Origin of the sequence: Segniliparus rugosus ATCC BAA-974 (assembly GCF_000185725.2) — a bacterium.
GTDB lineage: Bacteria > Actinomycetota > Actinomycetes > Mycobacteriales > Mycobacteriaceae > Segniliparus > Segniliparus rugosus.
This window is the reverse complement of sequence record NZ_KI391954.1, coordinates 960,216-974,989: the sequence shown is the minus strand read 5'-3', so window position 1 is coordinate 974,989 and position 14,774 is coordinate 960,216. Positions and strand designations below refer to the sequence as shown.

13 protein-coding genes and 1 pseudogene are annotated in these 14,774 nt (G+C 68.1%); 8 read left to right on the top strand and 6 right to left on the bottom strand.

Annotated elements, in window-relative coordinates:
- Positions 1-14 precede the first annotated feature (14 nt).
- The 4 genes from thiE to HMPREF9336_RS14430 all read left to right on the top strand — a co-directional run bounded on the left by thiE (position 15) and on the right by HMPREF9336_RS14430 (position 2,380).
- On the top strand, positions 15-674 hold the full coding sequence (gene thiE, locus HMPREF9336_RS14445) for a thiamine phosphate synthase (protein ID WP_007468288.1): 660 nt from the start codon (positions 15-17) through the stop codon (positions 672-674).
- A gap of 88 nt (positions 675-762) precedes the next feature.
- A complete protein-coding gene (locus tag HMPREF9336_RS14440) occupies positions 763-1,083 on the top strand; it encodes a hypothetical protein (RefSeq protein ID WP_007468286.1) in 321 nt (106 codons plus the stop codon).
- A 49-nt stretch (positions 1,084-1,132) separates the two neighbouring features.
- A complete protein-coding gene (locus tag HMPREF9336_RS14435; RefSeq protein ID WP_007468284.1) occupies positions 1,133-1,855 on the top strand; it encodes a WXG100 family type VII secretion target in 723 nt (240 codons plus the stop codon).
- A gap of 24 nt (positions 1,856-1,879) precedes the next feature.
- Positions 1,880-2,380, top strand: a complete 501-nt coding sequence (locus tag HMPREF9336_RS14430; protein WP_007468282.1) for a hypothetical protein — start codon at positions 1,880-1,882, stop codon at positions 2,378-2,380.
- An 18-nt stretch (positions 2,381-2,398) separates the two neighbouring features.
- Here the strand turns inward: HMPREF9336_RS14430 and HMPREF9336_RS14425 are convergent, their stop codons facing one another.
- Positions 2,399-3,034 carry an NUDIX hydrolase gene (locus HMPREF9336_RS14425; protein WP_007468280.1) on the bottom strand — a complete coding sequence of 212 codons (636 nt, stop codon included), beginning with the start codon at positions 3,032-3,034 and terminating at the stop codon, positions 2,399-2,401.
- A 58-nt stretch (positions 3,035-3,092) separates the two neighbouring features.
- Complete coding sequence (locus HMPREF9336_RS14420) at positions 3,093-3,614, bottom strand: hypothetical protein (RefSeq protein ID WP_021030759.1); 522 nt, start codon at positions 3,612-3,614, stop codon at positions 3,093-3,095.
- A gap of 377 nt (positions 3,615-3,991) precedes the next feature.
- Between HMPREF9336_RS14420 and HMPREF9336_RS14415 the strand changes: the two are divergent.
- Positions 3,992-6,802: pseudogene (locus HMPREF9336_RS14415) on the top strand ((Fe-S)-binding protein); the annotation flags it as partial.
- Positions 6,803-6,936: 134 nt separating this feature from the next.
- Here HMPREF9336_RS14415 and folE read toward each other — a convergent pair.
- A complete protein-coding gene (gene folE / locus HMPREF9336_RS17630; protein ID WP_244431678.1) occupies positions 6,937-7,506 on the bottom strand; it encodes a GTP cyclohydrolase I in 570 nt (189 codons plus the stop codon).
- On the bottom strand, positions 7,503-7,946 hold the full coding sequence (locus tag HMPREF9336_RS18820; RefSeq protein WP_021030758.1) for a 6-pyruvoyl trahydropterin synthase family protein: 444 nt from the start codon (positions 7,944-7,946) through the stop codon (positions 7,503-7,505). Before HMPREF9336_RS18820 ends, folE begins: the two co-directional genes overlap by 4 nt.
- Positions 7,947-8,407: 461 nt before the next feature.
- On the opposite strand from HMPREF9336_RS18820, the gene HMPREF9336_RS14405 reads away from it, so the two are divergent.
- From HMPREF9336_RS14405 to HMPREF9336_RS14395, 3 genes are all read left to right on the top strand, one after another.
- Positions 8,408-9,349, top strand: a complete 942-nt coding sequence (locus HMPREF9336_RS14405; RefSeq protein WP_156920423.1) for a cytochrome P450 — start codon at positions 8,408-8,410, stop codon at positions 9,347-9,349.
- A 70-nt stretch (positions 9,350-9,419) separates the two neighbouring features.
- Complete coding sequence (locus tag HMPREF9336_RS14400) at positions 9,420-10,673, top strand: pyridoxal phosphate-dependent aminotransferase (RefSeq protein WP_007468270.1); 1,254 nt, start codon at positions 9,420-9,422, stop codon at positions 10,671-10,673.
- Between the two features lie 9 nt (positions 10,674-10,682).
- Entirely contained in the window at positions 10,683-12,029 is a 1,347-nt protein-coding gene (locus HMPREF9336_RS14395) for a YibE/F family protein (protein WP_021030756.1), read from the top strand.
- Positions 12,030-12,098: 69 nt separating this feature from the next.
- Here the strand turns inward: HMPREF9336_RS14395 and HMPREF9336_RS14390 are convergent, their stop codons facing one another.
- Together HMPREF9336_RS14390 and HMPREF9336_RS14385 are read right to left on the bottom strand one after the other, a co-directional pair.
- On the bottom strand, positions 12,099-13,427 hold the full coding sequence (locus tag HMPREF9336_RS14390) for a UDP-glucose dehydrogenase family protein (RefSeq protein ID WP_040585649.1): 1,329 nt from the start codon (positions 13,425-13,427) through the stop codon (positions 12,099-12,101).
- Positions 13,428-13,555: 128 nt separating this feature from the next.
- On the bottom strand, positions 13,556-14,716 hold the full coding sequence (locus tag HMPREF9336_RS14385; protein ID WP_021030754.1) for a phthiocerol/phthiodiolone dimycocerosyl transferase family protein: 1,161 nt from the start codon (positions 14,714-14,716) through the stop codon (positions 13,556-13,558).
- Between the last annotated feature and the right edge of the window lie 58 nt (positions 14,717-14,774).

The window sequence follows — 14,774 nt, the reverse complement described above, 5'->3', positions numbered from 1 at the left end:
GCTAGGGTGATGGGATGGACACTCGCGAAGCCCGGCTCGCACGACTCGCGCAGGCGCGGCTGTATGTGTGCGTGGACGCCCGCAGAGACCGGGGCGACCTCGTCGCGTTCGCCGAAGCCGCGTTGTCGGGCGGGGTGGACCTTTTGCAGCTGCGGGACAAATCGAAGCAGGATCCCCTTGAGGCGGGCGACGAGCTGGCCCTGCTGGCGCGGCTCAAACAGTCGACCTCGGCCCACGGCGCGTTGCTCGCGGTCAACGACCGGGCCGACGTCGCCCTCGCGTCCGGCGCGGACGTGCTGCACCTCGGTCAGCGGGATCTGCCGGTGGGGATCGCCCGACGGATCCTCGGCCCCGACGTCCTCATCGGGCGCTCCACCCATTCGCCCGAACAAGCGCGGGCCGCGATCGAAGACCCCGACGTCGACTATTTCTGCGTCGGCCCGTGCTGGACGACCCCGACCAAACCCGGCAGGGCCGCCGTCGGGCTGGAGCTCGTCGCGCAGGTGGCGGCGCTCGCGCCCGCAAAGCCCTGGTTCGCCATCGGCGGCGTCGACCTCGACCGCCTGCCGCAGGTCCGGGACGCGGGAGCGAGACGCGTCGTCGTCGTCCGCGCGGTCACCGAGGCCAAAGACCCCAAAGCCTCGGCCCAGGCGTTGCGCGCCGAACTCGCCTGACCGTCCCTGGACCGTCGTCGCGCGAAAACCTGCGGCGCGTTCAGGAAACCCTGTGGTAACCTGGGCGCAAGGAAAGGGGGCGGAGATCATGGAGAAATTCAGCGTCAACACGTCAGCGCTGCGAGGGTACGCGGAGCTGGTGCAGCGCAACGCCGGGTACGTCGGGCAAATACAAAGCTACCTCGCCAAAGAGGGGGCGCGGGCCGACGAGATGACCAGGGGGCTCGCCGGCTGGCGGCAGACGGCGCAAAAACTGCGGGACCGGGAGGGAGAGCTCGCCGCGACGGCGCAGAAGAACCTCGCCCTCACCGCGGCGGCCGTCGCCGAGACCGCTGGCGACTACGAGACCGTCGACGCGCAGCACGCCGCCGAGATCGACTCCGTCCTGCATCCGGTCTATTCGTATTAAACGTTCGGCTTAAACGTTCAGCGCAAAACTTTTTCAGAAGGGGGCCATTTTGGACGGGCTTGATTTCTCCGACACGATGCATCCGCCGAGCAGGCTCACGCCTCCCGGCAACTACGACCAGCAAGCCGTCGACGCGACCCGCGAAGCGCTTGCCATTGCGCAAGACCTCCAGGACATTCTGCAACGGGTCGTCGGCGTGGACCCGATGGCGAAAGTCGTCGACTTCCTCGGCATCAACTGGGGAGTCTTCCTCAGCCTTCGCGACATGTGGAACTCCGTGTCGTACGCGATGTCCGACGTCGGCGACAACCTGCTGTCCGGGAAGAACACCCTCGACCCGCATTGGAACGGGAACGCCGCCCAATCGTTCGAGGGGTACATGGACAGGTGGATCGCCATGTTCGAGGAGAACCAGCAGGCCGCTGCTGGCGCGCGGGACATGATGAACGATCTGGCCGAGAACTACAAACAGGGCGTCGAGTTCGTGGCTTCGGCGATCAAACTGATCGCAGACAGCGCCCGACCCATCCGAGTCGCGCTCGAAGCGGGCAAACTGCTCGACCCGAGGACGCTGAGAAGCATCTGGACTTTTTTCAACCAGGTCAGAAAAGTGTTCTCGGAAATCATGAAGGTGATCAACACGCTCCTCGACACGATCGCCTTCGTGAAAGAGCTGTACGGGACAGTCGTCGAGCTTCTGGACGACGAGCACGCGGAGATCAAGCTCTACGTTCCAGGCGCCTACACATCGCAGCATGTGGCAGGGAAATAGCGCTCGCGGGGGTATCCGGCTGACATGAGCACCGACAGGGCCGAACGGCTGCGGCGAGTCATCCAGGAGGCGGGCGAGCGCAGCGCGCAGTGCCGCGAAACGATCAGCCAGTCCCGCGCGCAGCTGGACAAGCTGCGCGCGGGCCGCCCCCGGCTGAGCCCCGAGCAAGAGCGCGAGATGGCCGAGCTGTACCGGTCCGGCGGGGCAGGCCCCGCCATGGCGAGGATCCAGCGCCGCATCGACGAGGGCGAGTTCACCTGGGACGACCTCGACAACGGCCGAGTGGCTCCGGAGATCGCGCGGGAGTACAACCGCGCGTTCCCGGCCCTGCCGGACCAGGCAGTGGTGCAGAACCTTTCCTCGGCGATGCAAAGCGGCCTGAGCTTCGAGGAGTTCCTCGCGCAGCAACGCCTGGACGGGCAAGAGAGGCCGCTGCCGGGCCAGCCGCAGAACGAGCGCCAAGACCGGTGGTGGGGCGCACGCCCCCGCTGGGACCGTCACGAGGAGCGCGACGAGGACGAGTAGTCCACGCGATCGGGCGCGTTAACCCCGCAGCCAGCTCAGCGCCGTCTCCCGAGGGACGTCCATCGTCTCGCCCTCCGCGCCCAGCCAGCCGAAGCCGCCGTCCGGGAGTTCGACCGTCCGCTGATGCCCGCCGTGCGCCAGGATCTCGAAGAGCCCGACGAGCTCTTCGTCCGACTGCCAGGGCGCGAGCGTGACCTGGCGGGTCCGGACGCTCGGCCATCCCGAAGCCATGGCGGGGTGCAACGGCAACGACTCGACTTCGCCCTCCGGGACCCAGCGCAGCTCTTCGCTCTCCTCGTTCTTGAACAGCGGAAGCGTTCGCGGCGCGTCGGCGAGCACCGTGATGTAAGTCCAGCCGGCTTCGATCCGCGCGGTCTCGCGCTCACCTCGGACCTTGAGCTCGGCGGGATCGACGCCGGTCTCCTCGAACGCTTCTCGCAAAGCGGTCTCGACCGCGCTCTCATGGCTGTCGCGCGCCCCGCCCGGCAGCGACCACGTGCCGCCCTGATGGCTCCACAGAGCCCGGTGCTGCAGCAGCACCATCGCCTCGCCTCGGTGGCCGGGAGCCCGGAGCAGCAACCCAGCCGCGCCGTACCGGCCCCAGCGTTTGCTTCCGTCCCGATCGACGACCCAGCCGTTCCCATCGCCGCGCATGCCGTCTATCTTTCCACAAGCTGCGCCGGGACGGCGCAGGAAGATGAGCGGCGCAGGCTCAGCAGAGGTGCACGAGCACCCCGCCGACCAGGTTCCCGGTGGCAGGGCCGAGCACGTTGTGCCCGAATCCGCCCAGGACTGTGCCGGTGCTCATGCCGACGACGTTGTCCATCGTGCCCCCGACGCTGGTCGCGAGCATCTGGCCGCAAGTGCTGCCCTTCGGGGCGACGAACGGCAGCGGCAACGCGCGGCGCGGCGCGGCGGCTCCGCCTGTCCGGGCGTAGCCGCCCCTGGACGCGGGGACGTTCACCGGGCCTGCGGGCACGCCGTTCAAATAGTCCTGGTAGTTCTGCTGGTCTCTGCCGTTGAGCATGCCGACCTCTTCGGCAGGGCCCTCCGAGGAGTCCCAAGCCGGGGCCTCGCCGTCCTCGTCCGAGTTCTCGTCCTGGATAGGAGCCTCCTGCCCGGCATCGTCGGCGGGGTCGGCCGAGGCAGGGGCGGCGTTGAAGCCGCCCGCCATGAGGCTGAAACCTCCGGCGAACACGCCGATGGCGAACACCTTCACGATACTTCTCAACATAATGTCTCTCCTCACAGCCGCGCGGATCGCGGCTCTCGCGGACGTACCGAGAGTATCCATTCCGTTTAAGAAGGGTCTGTTGTTATTTTGTGAGTTCTTTGTGATTGTTGCGTTTTCGGCGTGTCGCCGTTGTGTATGTTTATTCGTGAGGCGGGTGTGACATTTGGTTATCAAAAAGTGACCATTAAAGGCGAGTGACGCAGCGCACTTCGGCAAAAGTTAGGCTGCCCTGATCAAAAGTGGGCGTATACAGGGCAATTATCTTTAAGGAAAGAAGAGCCGCATAAGTTACTGACAAGTAACTTACTGGCGAGTAACCTGTCCGTAGGCCCTGCAGCCCGCAACCGGCCGCCGCAACGTGAGGAGACCGCTCCACCGTGAACGCCACCACCATCACCCTCGGGACCATAGGCGTGCTCTTCAGCGTCGTGGCATGGGCCTCGTTCTTCAGCGGGGTCTGGCGCATCGTGCGCGTGATCCGCCTCGGCCAGCCCGACCGCAGCCGCCTGTTCCCGGTGTGGCCCCGTCTGAAGCAAATGCTCGTGGAATTCCTCGCCCACACCAAGATGGTGCAATTCCGCAGCGTCGGCTGGGCGCACTGGCTCGTCATGATCGGCTTCCTCGGCGGCTTCCCGCTGTACTTCGAGGCGTACGGCCAGACGTTCAACCCCGAGTTCCATTGGCCGATCATCGGCGACACCTTCCTCTGGCACCTCTGGGACGAAGCGCTCGGCATCGGCACGGTGATCGGCATCGTCACGATGATCGTCATTCGCCAGCGCAACCACCCGCGCGACGCGCAACGCCTGTCCCGCTTCTCGGGCTCCAACTTCGTCGCGGCGTACACCATCGAGGCCATCGTGCTGGTCGAGGGGCTTGGCATGATCCTGGTGAAGGCAGGCAAGATCGCCACCTTCCACGAGAGCAACCCATACACCGACCCCTTCACCTCGCTCGTCGCCCAGCTGCTGCCGGAAAGCGTGGTCATGGTCTCGGTCTTCGCCTTCGCGAAGATGCTCTCCGGAGCCATGTTCCTGCTTCTGGTCGGGCAGCGGCTCAACTGGGGCGTGGCCTGGCACCGGTTCTCCGCCTTCTTCAACATCTACTTCAAGCGCGAGGTCGGCGACAAAGTCGCGCTCGGCGCGGCCAAGCCGATGACCTCTGGCGGCAAGGTCTTGAACCTGGAGGAGGCGGACCCCGACGAGGACAGCTTCGGTGTCGGGAAGGTCGAAGACTTCACCTGGAAGAACCTCCTGGACTTCACCACCTGCACCGAATGCGGGCGCTGCCAGTCCCAGTGCCCCGCGTGGAACACCGGCAAACCGCTCTCCCCCAAACTCCTCATCACCTCGCTGCGCGACCACGCCTACGCCAAGGCCCCCTACCTCTTGGGCGGCGACAAGGCCCCGGCCTCGGCGGTGGCCGAGGCCGAGCGGCCGATCGTCGGCGGCGTGGGCGAGGACGGCGCGCTCGGCGGCGTCATCGACCCCGAAGTCCTGTGGAGCTGCACCACCTGCGGAGCCTGTGTCGAGCAGTGCCCGGTGGACATCGAGCACGTCGACCACATCATCGACCTGCGCCGCCACCAGGTGCTCATCGAGACGGAGTTCCCGCACGAACTGTCCACGCTGTTCAAGAACCTTGAGAACAAGGGCAACCCCTGGGGGCAGAACGCCTCGGCCCGCACCGGCTGGATCGGCGAGGTCGACTTCCCCGTGCCGGTGTTCGGCGAGGACGCGGAGTCCTTCGAAGGCTTCGAGTACCTGTTCTGGGTGGGCTGCGCGGGCGCTTACGAGGACCGGGCGAAGAAAACCACAAAGGCGGTCGCCGAACTCCTCTACTCCGCCGAGGTCGAATACCTCGTCCTCGGGGCCGAGGAGACTTGCACCGGCGACTCGGCGCGGCGCTCGGGCAATGAGATGCTCTTCCAGGCGCTCGCCCAGCAGAACATCGCGACCATCGACGCTGTCTTCGAGGGCGTCGAGCCCAGCCGCCGCAAGATCGTCGTGACCTGCGCGCACTGCTTCAACGCGCTCAAGAACGAGTACCCCGACCTCGGCGGAGCCTACGAGGTCGTGCACCACACCCAGCTGCTGAACAAGCTGGTCCGGGAGAAGAAGCTCGTCCCGGTCGCCCCGGTCGAGGGCAACAACTCGCTCACTTACCACGATCCCTGCTACTTGGGCAGGCACAACAAGGTCTACGAGGCCCCGCGCGAGCTCATCGAGGCCTCCGGCGCGAAGCTCGCCGAAATGCCCCGGCACGCGCAGCGCTCCATGTGCTGCGGCGCGGGCGGAGCCCGGATGTGGATGGAGGAGACGCTCGGCAAGCGGATCAACATCGACCGCGTGGACGAGGCGCTCGCCACGAACGCGCAGACCATCGCGAGCGGCTGCCCCTTCTGCCGCGTCATGCTCACCGACGGCGTGACCGCCAAGCAGCAGGACGGCGCCGGCGAGAACGTGCAGGTCGTGGATGTGGCGCAACTCCTCTTGGACTCCGTGCGCCGAGGCGGCCCGCTCGTGGTCCGCGAGCAGAAGAAAACAGCCTCCGCCCCCGCCGCCGCGAAACCCGCGCCATCGGAGCAGCCGGCGCAGCCGCAAGCCCCCGCCGCCGAAAACCCGAAGCCAGACACCCCCGCCGCCGCGAAACCCGCAGTCGGCCTCGGCATCGCCGGCCCCGGCAAGCGCCCTGGGGCCAAGAAACCAGCGGCGACAGCGCCCGCAGAACCAGCCGCCGAATCCCCGGGGCAACCAGCCGCCGACCAGGGAGCAGCCCCTGCGGCCAAGCCCGCAGTGGGCCTCGGCATCGCCGGACCGGCCAAACGCCCCGGAGCCAAGAAACCATCGGCAGCGGCGCCCGCAGAACCCGCGACCTCAGCGCCAGCCGAGACGAGCGAGCCCACAGCGGCTGAACCTGCCCCCGAAGCGCCGAAACCGGCTTCCGCGACGACCGCCAAGCCGACAGTCGGCCTCGGCATCGCCGGACCGGCCAAACGGCCTGGGGCTAGAAAGCCAGCGGCCCCGGCCGCCCAGCCAGAGGCGACCAGCGCCGACGAGCCCGAGCAGAAAGACGCGGAGCAGAAGGACGCGGAGCCGATCTCGGCGGCCGACCCCTCCCCACCGACGAGCAAGGGCCGACCGAGCAAGAGGCTCCCCCCGTCGAGCCGGAGCAGGCCGCAGAGCCCGCGCCACAAGCGGTCGAGGTTCCCGAGCCCGCCGACGAGAAACCCTCGGCCGACACGAGCGCGGCGAAGCCGACCGTCGGCCTCGGCATCGCGCCCGGCGCGAAACGGCCCGGCAGGCGCTAAGGCCGGGGCGGCTCAGCCCTGCCGGGCGTGCTCGGCCATGACCGCCTGCATGTCCGGGTGCGACAGGGTCCATTCGCCGGATGTCGCGTGCGTTGTCGTGACGCTGTTCGACTGCATGACCCCGCGCACCTCCATGCAGCCATGCCGCGCGCTGATGACGCAGGCCGAGCCGACCGGGGCGAGGTTGTCCTGGATCGCGGTCACCACTTGCCGCCCGATGCGCTCTTGCACCTGGAGCCTGCGGCTGTACCCGTGCACAAGGCGGGCGAGTTTGGACAAGCCCACGATCTCGCTGGACGCTTGCGGACGATAGGCCACTGTGGCGTGTCCGACGATCGGGAGCAGGTGGTGCGCGCAGGTCGAGACCACGCGAACGCCGCCGACGATCACCAGCCCCGGATCGTCGAAGGCTTCGAACGTGCGCAGCAAGTGCCTTGCGGGGTCTTGCTCGTACCCCGCAAGCGCCTCGGCCCACGCTTTCGCGACTCGGCCAGGCGTGTCTCGGGTGTGCTCTCCCTCGTCGACGCCGAGCGCGTTGAGCAGCTCCGCGACAGCGATCTCCGCCTTCTGCAAATCGATCACCACACCACCTCCGCAGCATTGACATGCGTTTCTGACACCCGGACCCGCGCGACGGCGGCCCCGGTCGCTCCGAGCCCCGCGAGGCAGGCTTGCGCCACTCTCGCCAACAACTCGGCGACGTTCTCCACCGTTGGCCATTCCAACCCCGCCGAAGGCTCGTCGAGCCCGAACCGGAAGAGCTTCACCCCCTCCTCGAGCAGGGCGGGGACGAGGGAGTCTGCCCTGCCGAGCATCGCCCCGTGATCGAGCCGTTCGTCGATCCACGCCCGCAGCTCGGCTTTCAGCGCGCCGAAGTCCAGCACGATCCCCCGCTCGTCAAGCTCGCCCGCCACCGTCACGTCCGCCCACCAGGAATGCCCGTGCAAGTTCACGCATTTCCCGCCGACGAGCGGCAGACGATGGGCCGTCTCGAAGTTATGCCGAACGGTAATAGATGTCACAATATGTGATTGTAGTGGGTTAGGTAACGTGCATGAAATAGATCCCCTACTATCTGTTACATGCGGTCCGCCGTACCCGTGCGACCGGCCGCGCGGAGCCTCGCTGCCGTCGAGCGCTCCTTGCCCCGTTCCACGAGGAGGCCCCTCCATGCAGACAGCCCCGTTCTTGGAGATCGACGACCCGTCGTTCGATTTCGCCTCGCCAGAGGTGGACGAAGCCAGGGAGCGGCATTGGTTCGCCCGCACGCCCCGAGGCCCCGTCGTGCTGCGGCACGCGGAAAGCGTCGAGCTGCTCAAGGACAAGCGCCTGCGCCACAACGGCCACCAGTTCATGCGGATCAACGGGGTGACCGGCGGGCGGCTCTACGACTGGTGGACCACGATGCTCCGCAACCGCGCCCCCCGAGGACCATCTGCGGCTGCGCTCCGCCGCAGCCCGCGCGTTGAGCCCTTCTCGTGTGTTGGCGCTTCGCCCTCAGATCCGGGCACTGGCCCAGACGCTCGCCCTCGCGCTCCCCTCCGGGGAGGTCGTGGACTTCGCCGAGCGGTTCGCCTCGCCGTACGCCAGCGGCGTGATCGCCCGGCTGCTCGGCGTCCCTGACGAGGACCACGAACGGTTCCGCGTCGTGTCGAAAGACGCGGGCCTCGTGTTCGCGTGGAGCGACCTGACCTCGGTGCTGCCGACCGTCGAAAGCGCGATCGTCGAGCTCGGCAGGCTCGTCCACGAGCTTTTCGCGAGCAAAGCGGAGCGTCCGGGCGACGACCTCACGTCGTACCTGCTCGAAGCTTCCGCCGGAGACGAGGCGCTCAGCCGGGAGGAGGCGGAGCATCTGGTGCTCGACATCGCCTGGGCGAGCCAGGAGTCCGTGGCCCAGCAACTGGGCCGGGCGCTGATCGCGTTCCGGTCCCACCCCCGGCAGTGGGACGACGTCGCCCGGAGCCCCGCGCTCGCGGAACGCGCCGCCGACGAAGCCCTCCGCTGGGCCCCGCAGATCCGGATCCTCTTCCGCTTCGCGCTCGAAGAGCTGCGCTACCGGGATCTCGCCGTCGACCGCGACCAACTGATCATGTTCTGCCCGCCCAGCGCCTCGCGCGACCCTCGCGCCTACGACAACGCCGACGAATTCGACATCGAAGCGGGCCGGGACGCCCGTCAGCTCGTCTTCGGCGGGGGCGTGTTCCGCTGTCCGGGGGCCGTCCTCGCGAGGCTGGAGCTGGAAGAGGCGCTCGCCGCGCTGGCCCCTCGGTTCCGCTCTCCGACGCTGCCCGACCTCGCGACGGCGCGCGCCGCGTTGCCCATGGTCAACCTGCGCCACGCGCTGCCGATCCGCTGGGAGCGCCGCGAAGCCGGGGCGGCGGGCGGGCCGCCCGCCCGGACCAGCCGAGGCCCCGCTCAGGTCTAGTTCTGCCGAACTGGCCTGATTCTTCTGCCGATATTGCGGTCGAGGAGCCCCCGTCTGGCACACTTGACAGATGAGCAGTCCCCAGCACACCCCTGTCAATCCGTACTTGCGCACGCTCGGCCAGTCCCGCAAACTGCAGAACGTCGCATACGAGATCCGGGGCCCGGTGCACGCGGCGGCGACGCGGATGGAGGCCGAGGGCCACCGCATCCTCAAGCTCAACATCGGCAACCCGCCCGTCTTCGACCTGCAAACCCCGGACGTGATCCTGCGCGATGTGATCGCCGCGCTCTCCCACGCGCAGGGCTACACCGAGGCCAAGGGCATCCTCTCCGCCCGAAGGGCCATCGTCACCCGCTACGAGCTCGTCCCTGGCTTCCCGTACCTCGACGTGGACGACGTCTTCTTGGGCAACGGAGTCTCCGAGCTCATCACCATGACGCTGCAGGCGCTTTTGGACGACGGGGACGAGGTGCTCATCCCGACCCCGGACTACCCGCTGTGGACTGCGGCCACCGCGCTCGCGGGCGGCACCCCCGTGCACTACCTCTGCGACGAGACGCAGGACTGGAACCCGAACCTCGACGACATCGAGGCCAGGATCACGCCGAACACCAAGGCGATCGTCGTCATCAACCCGAACAACCCGACCGGGGCGGTGTACTCCCGCCAGGTGCTCGACGGCATCGTGAGCCTCGCGCGGAAGTACTCGCTGCTCATCCTCGCCGACGAGATCTACGACCAGATCCTCTTCGACGACTCGGAGCACGTCTCCATCGCCTCCCGCGCGCACGACCTCTTCTGCATCACCTACAACGGTCTGTCGAAGACCTACCGGGCTCCTGGGTTCCGCTCCGGCTGGATGGTGCTCACCGGGCCGAAAGACCACGCGAAAGGCTTCCTCGAAGGGCTCGAAACCCTCGCCGCCACCCGCCTGTGCCCGAACGCGCCCGCGCAATACGCCATCCAGGTCGCCGTCGGCGGGTACCAGAGCATCCGCGACCTCGTCCGGCCTGGCGGCAGGCTGCGCGAGCAGCGGGACGCCGTCGTGGAGGAGCTGGTGAAGATCCCCGGGGTCTCTTGCGTGGTCCCGAAGGGAGCGATGTACGTCTTCCCCCGGCTCGACCCCGAGGTGCACGAGATCCACAACGACGAGCAGCTCGCGCTCGACCTCCTGCTCCAGGAGAAGATCCTGATCGTGCAGGGCACCGGGTTCAACTGGCCGCACCACGACCATCTGCGGATCGTCACCCTGGCCCCGGAGCGCGACCTGCGCAGGGCCATCGAGCGGTTCGGCAACTTCCTCGCGAGCTACCGGCAGTAACCGCGTCTGATGGGACATCATTCGCATGAGCCCGAGCCCCATGCGCCCATACCGCATGAGCGCGGGCAACACGGGCACCACGGGCACGGCCACTCGACCGGCCCGGTCGATCTCCCCCGCTCCCGGGCCACGGTGGCCGTGCTCGCCACGCTCGTCGTCGCGGCTGTCGCCGTCCTCGCCGTGATCGCCCTGACCTGGCCGCAGCACCGCCACCACGACATCCCCCTCCAGTACCGGGACGAACACGGGCACGCCGTGCGCACCGAGTCGGCCTCGGTGCGCTCCGTGGTCCTCACCGATTGCGCTAACCCGCTCGTCAGCGAAGTGCTCCGCGACCCGCCGCAAGTGAGCTTGCGGCCGAACGGGATGTGCTTCGACGCGACCGCTGTTTTGACCTCGGGCCCCGACGCGGACCGTTACGTGCTCCTCGAAATCCCGACGAACCGGGTGACCCAAGGATTGGCCAAGGACTCCGGCGGAGCCGACGATGGCACGGTCCGGCCTGGCCCCGGCCAGCCTCGGCTCAATGCCGGCGACAAGATCCGAGTCATCGCGCACACCGGGCCGGAAGGGCGGTCGTACAACTTCGACGACTTCCAGCGCCGCGTCCCGATGCTGCTCTGGGCGGCGTTCTTCGCCGTCGTGGTGGTCGCGGTCGCGGGCTGGCGCGGGCTCCGGGCGCTGATGGGGCTCGCCGTCGCCTTCGCCGTGCTCACGCTCTACACCTTGCCTTCCCTCTTGAACGGGGCCTCGGCGACGCTCGTCGCCGCCGTCTCCGCCATCGCCATCCTCGCCCTCGTGCTCCCCCTCGCCCACGGGTTGAACTGGCGCACCGCCTCGGCCCTGCTCGGCACCATCGTCGCGCTCGGGGCCACCGCGCTCGCGGGCTGGCTCATCATCGACTCGACGCAGACCAGCGGCCTCACCGAGGAAACAGGCAACGACCTCCAGGTCTACCTCGGCAACGTGTCCATGCCCGGAGTCTTGCTCGCAGGGTTCATCATCGGCTCCCTCGGCGTGCTCAACGACGTCACGATCACCCAAGCGTCAGCCGTCTTCGAGTTCGCCGACGCGGCCCTCCCGCGCAAACGCGTCTTCGGCGCGGCCATGCGCGTCGGTCGCGACCATATCGCCAGCACCGTCTACACGCTGCTCTTCGCCTACGCGGGCGGGGCGCTGCCCTTGTTTCTCTTGCTCTCGGTCTCCGGCAGGCCGCTGAGCGACCTTTTGACCAGCGACGCGGTCGCGACGGAGTTCGCGCGGGCCGTGGTCGGCGGCATCGGGCTCGCGCTGTCGGTCCCCCTCACCACCGCCGTGGCGGTCTCTTTGCTCCCCAGACAGCGATCTACGGCGTAGCGCCAAGCCTCGTGCGCGCTCCGCCTCCTCAGCGCGCCTGGCGTCTCATCTGCCTGGAAAGCAAATCGGCTAGGACCGAGGACCGGCCAACGCGGCGTAGTCCCAGCCCGCCGCGCGCCATTTCGCCGCGTCGAGGCAGCGGCGCCCGTCGACCACCACACGCGAGCGGACGTGCCCCGCGATCTGTTCCGGGTCCAATTCGACGAACTCGGGCCACTCGGTCAGCACGAGCACCCCGTCCGCCTTGCCGCAAGCGTCGACGACCGAGGTCGCGTAGTGCAGCGTCGGGAAGACCCGCTTCGAGTTCTCCAGCGCCTTCGGGTCGTACACGGTCACGTTCGCGCCGCGCAGCTGGAGCATGCCCGCAACGTTGAGCGCGGGCGAGTCGCGCACGTCGTCGGATTGCGGCTTGAACGCCGCCCCGAGGACCGCGAGGTTCGCGCCCAAGACCGAGCCGCCGCACGCGCTGGTGACCAGGTCCACCATCTTCGAGCGTTGGCGCATGTTGATGCTGTCGACCTCGCGCAGGAAGGTGAGGGTCCGATCCGCCCCGAGCTCGCCCGCCACCGCCATGAAGGCTCGGATGTCCTTCGGGAGGCACCCCCCGCCGAAGCCAAGGCCGGCGTTGAGGAACTGCCTGCCGATCCGCTTGTCGTACCCGATCGCGTCGGCAAGCGTGGTCACGTCCGCGCCCGCTGCCGCGCACACCTCGCCGACCGCGTTGATGAAGGAGATCTTCGTCGCCAGGAACGCGTTCGCCGACACCTTCACCAGCTCGGCGGTGGCCCAGTCGGTCGCGATCATGGGGACGCCCTCGGCGAGCGGGGTCGCGTACATCTCGCGCGTCAGACGCTCCACGAGCTCCGGGGCGGCAGGGTCGACCCCGAGGACGATCCGGTCCGGGCGCAGCGTGTCCGACACCGCGTGGCCCTCGCGCAGGAACTCCGGGTTCCACCCCACGTGCACCTCCACCCCGTCGGGGGCCAGCGCCCGGGCGCGCGCTTGCAGCTGCGCCGACGTGCCGACCGGGACGGTGGATTTGCCGAGGATCAAAGCCGTGCGGCGCAGCAGCGGGGCGAGCGCGTCGATGACCGCGTGCACATGCGCGAGGTCGGCCCCGTACTCGCCCTTCTTCTGCGGCGTGCCGACGCCGAGGAAATGCACATCGGCGAATTCGGCGGCCTCCTCGTAGGAGGTGGTGAACCTCAGCCTGCCGTTGGCGAGGTTCTCCCGCAGCACCTCTTCCAGCCCTGGCTCGTAGAACGGGACCTCCCCCGCCGCGAGCTTCGCGATCTTGGACGGGTCCACATCGACGCCGAGGACCTCATGGCCAAGGGCGGCCATGCAGGCCGCATGGGTGGCTCCCAGGTAACCGGTGCCGAACACAGCGCATCGCACGGTGTCTATTGCATCGCGGGGCCGTGAGCGGGAGGCGAAGGGAAACAGACGCGAATCCCAACGGGACATGACAGTCTGGTGCTCTGGCAGGCAAGCCCGGCCGTCACGCCCTCCTCGAAGCCTCCGTCTTATCCGACGTGCGCGCGGGCGGCGGCGCGCAGCTCCTCGCCGACCCGGCCGAGCACCGCCCGCGTTCGCTCGTCCGCGAGAGTTTCGACGCTCAACCGACCCTCGAAGGTGAGAATCACATATATCTGGGTCTCCTCGCCGACGGCCTGATCGTCAGCGGCAGGCGGCGGCGGGAAGGGCGGGAAGCAACTCTGGAAGTCGACGATCCGCAGATCCGACGGGGTTCGCGGCAGAAGGATCCGGCCCCAGTTCGTCGAGTGCAGCACTTTGCCGGGCTGCGGCCCGAAAAGCGGCAGCTCCGCCGCGCCCGTGTGCACCGTTCCATCTGCGGTGGCAGCCGCGAGCTGATCGCCGATTCGGCGCGCAAGCGCGAACAGGCCATCGTCATGGCCGTCTGCCGAGAACGCAATGCTTCGAATCATGTTCGTCACCTCGGTCAACCCGACCGGGGGAACGACACGCCCCCGCAAGTCCACCATGTAGACGTAAAGCGGCAAAGGCGCGTCCTCGCATGCGTGCGCCCGGATCAGCGCCGCAGAGACCAGCGCGTTCACCGTGACTCCTGCGTCGTGGCCAAGGTCGATGAGCGACTGGGTCTCGTCCCTGCTCAACTGCGCTCTGGCGGGCAGCATGGCATTGGACCGGACCCGCCCTTCCGCCCAGTCGACCTGCGGGGAGCCCGCAGAGGGAAGCTCGTCCAAGCCGAGAGACAACTCCGCTCCTGGGTGCTCCCGAGTGTCGAGGTAGTGCTCGAGCGGCAGAGGGAAAGGCTCTGGACGAACCGGCTGGGGCTCGCCCGTTTCGACGCGCTGGGTGTAGCGGCCCCAAAGCTCTTGGAGCAGAGCGAGCGCGTGGCGCCCGTCGGCCGCCGAGTGGTGCACGAACAGCGTGACACGGGTGTCGCCGTCGCCTGGGATGATATCGAGATACGCCAGCCGATCGGTCTGATCGAACTCGGCGCCAAGGCCCGTGACCTGGGCGTGCTGGTCTTCGCCGGAGAAAACCCGAGCGCGGGAGAGAGCGCCCGTGGCGAACTCGAAGCCGGAGCCAGACTCCCGGATGACGCTGCGCAGCAGCGGATACTGCCGCTGCAGCTCGCCGAACGCGTCGTCAAGCGCGCCAAGGTCGAGGGCTCCGACGCACAAGCACGAGTAGCCCACGTAAATTCCAGGGGGGACCGCGCAAAAAGAGCCCCTCGGAGTGGGCGAGCGCTCGGAT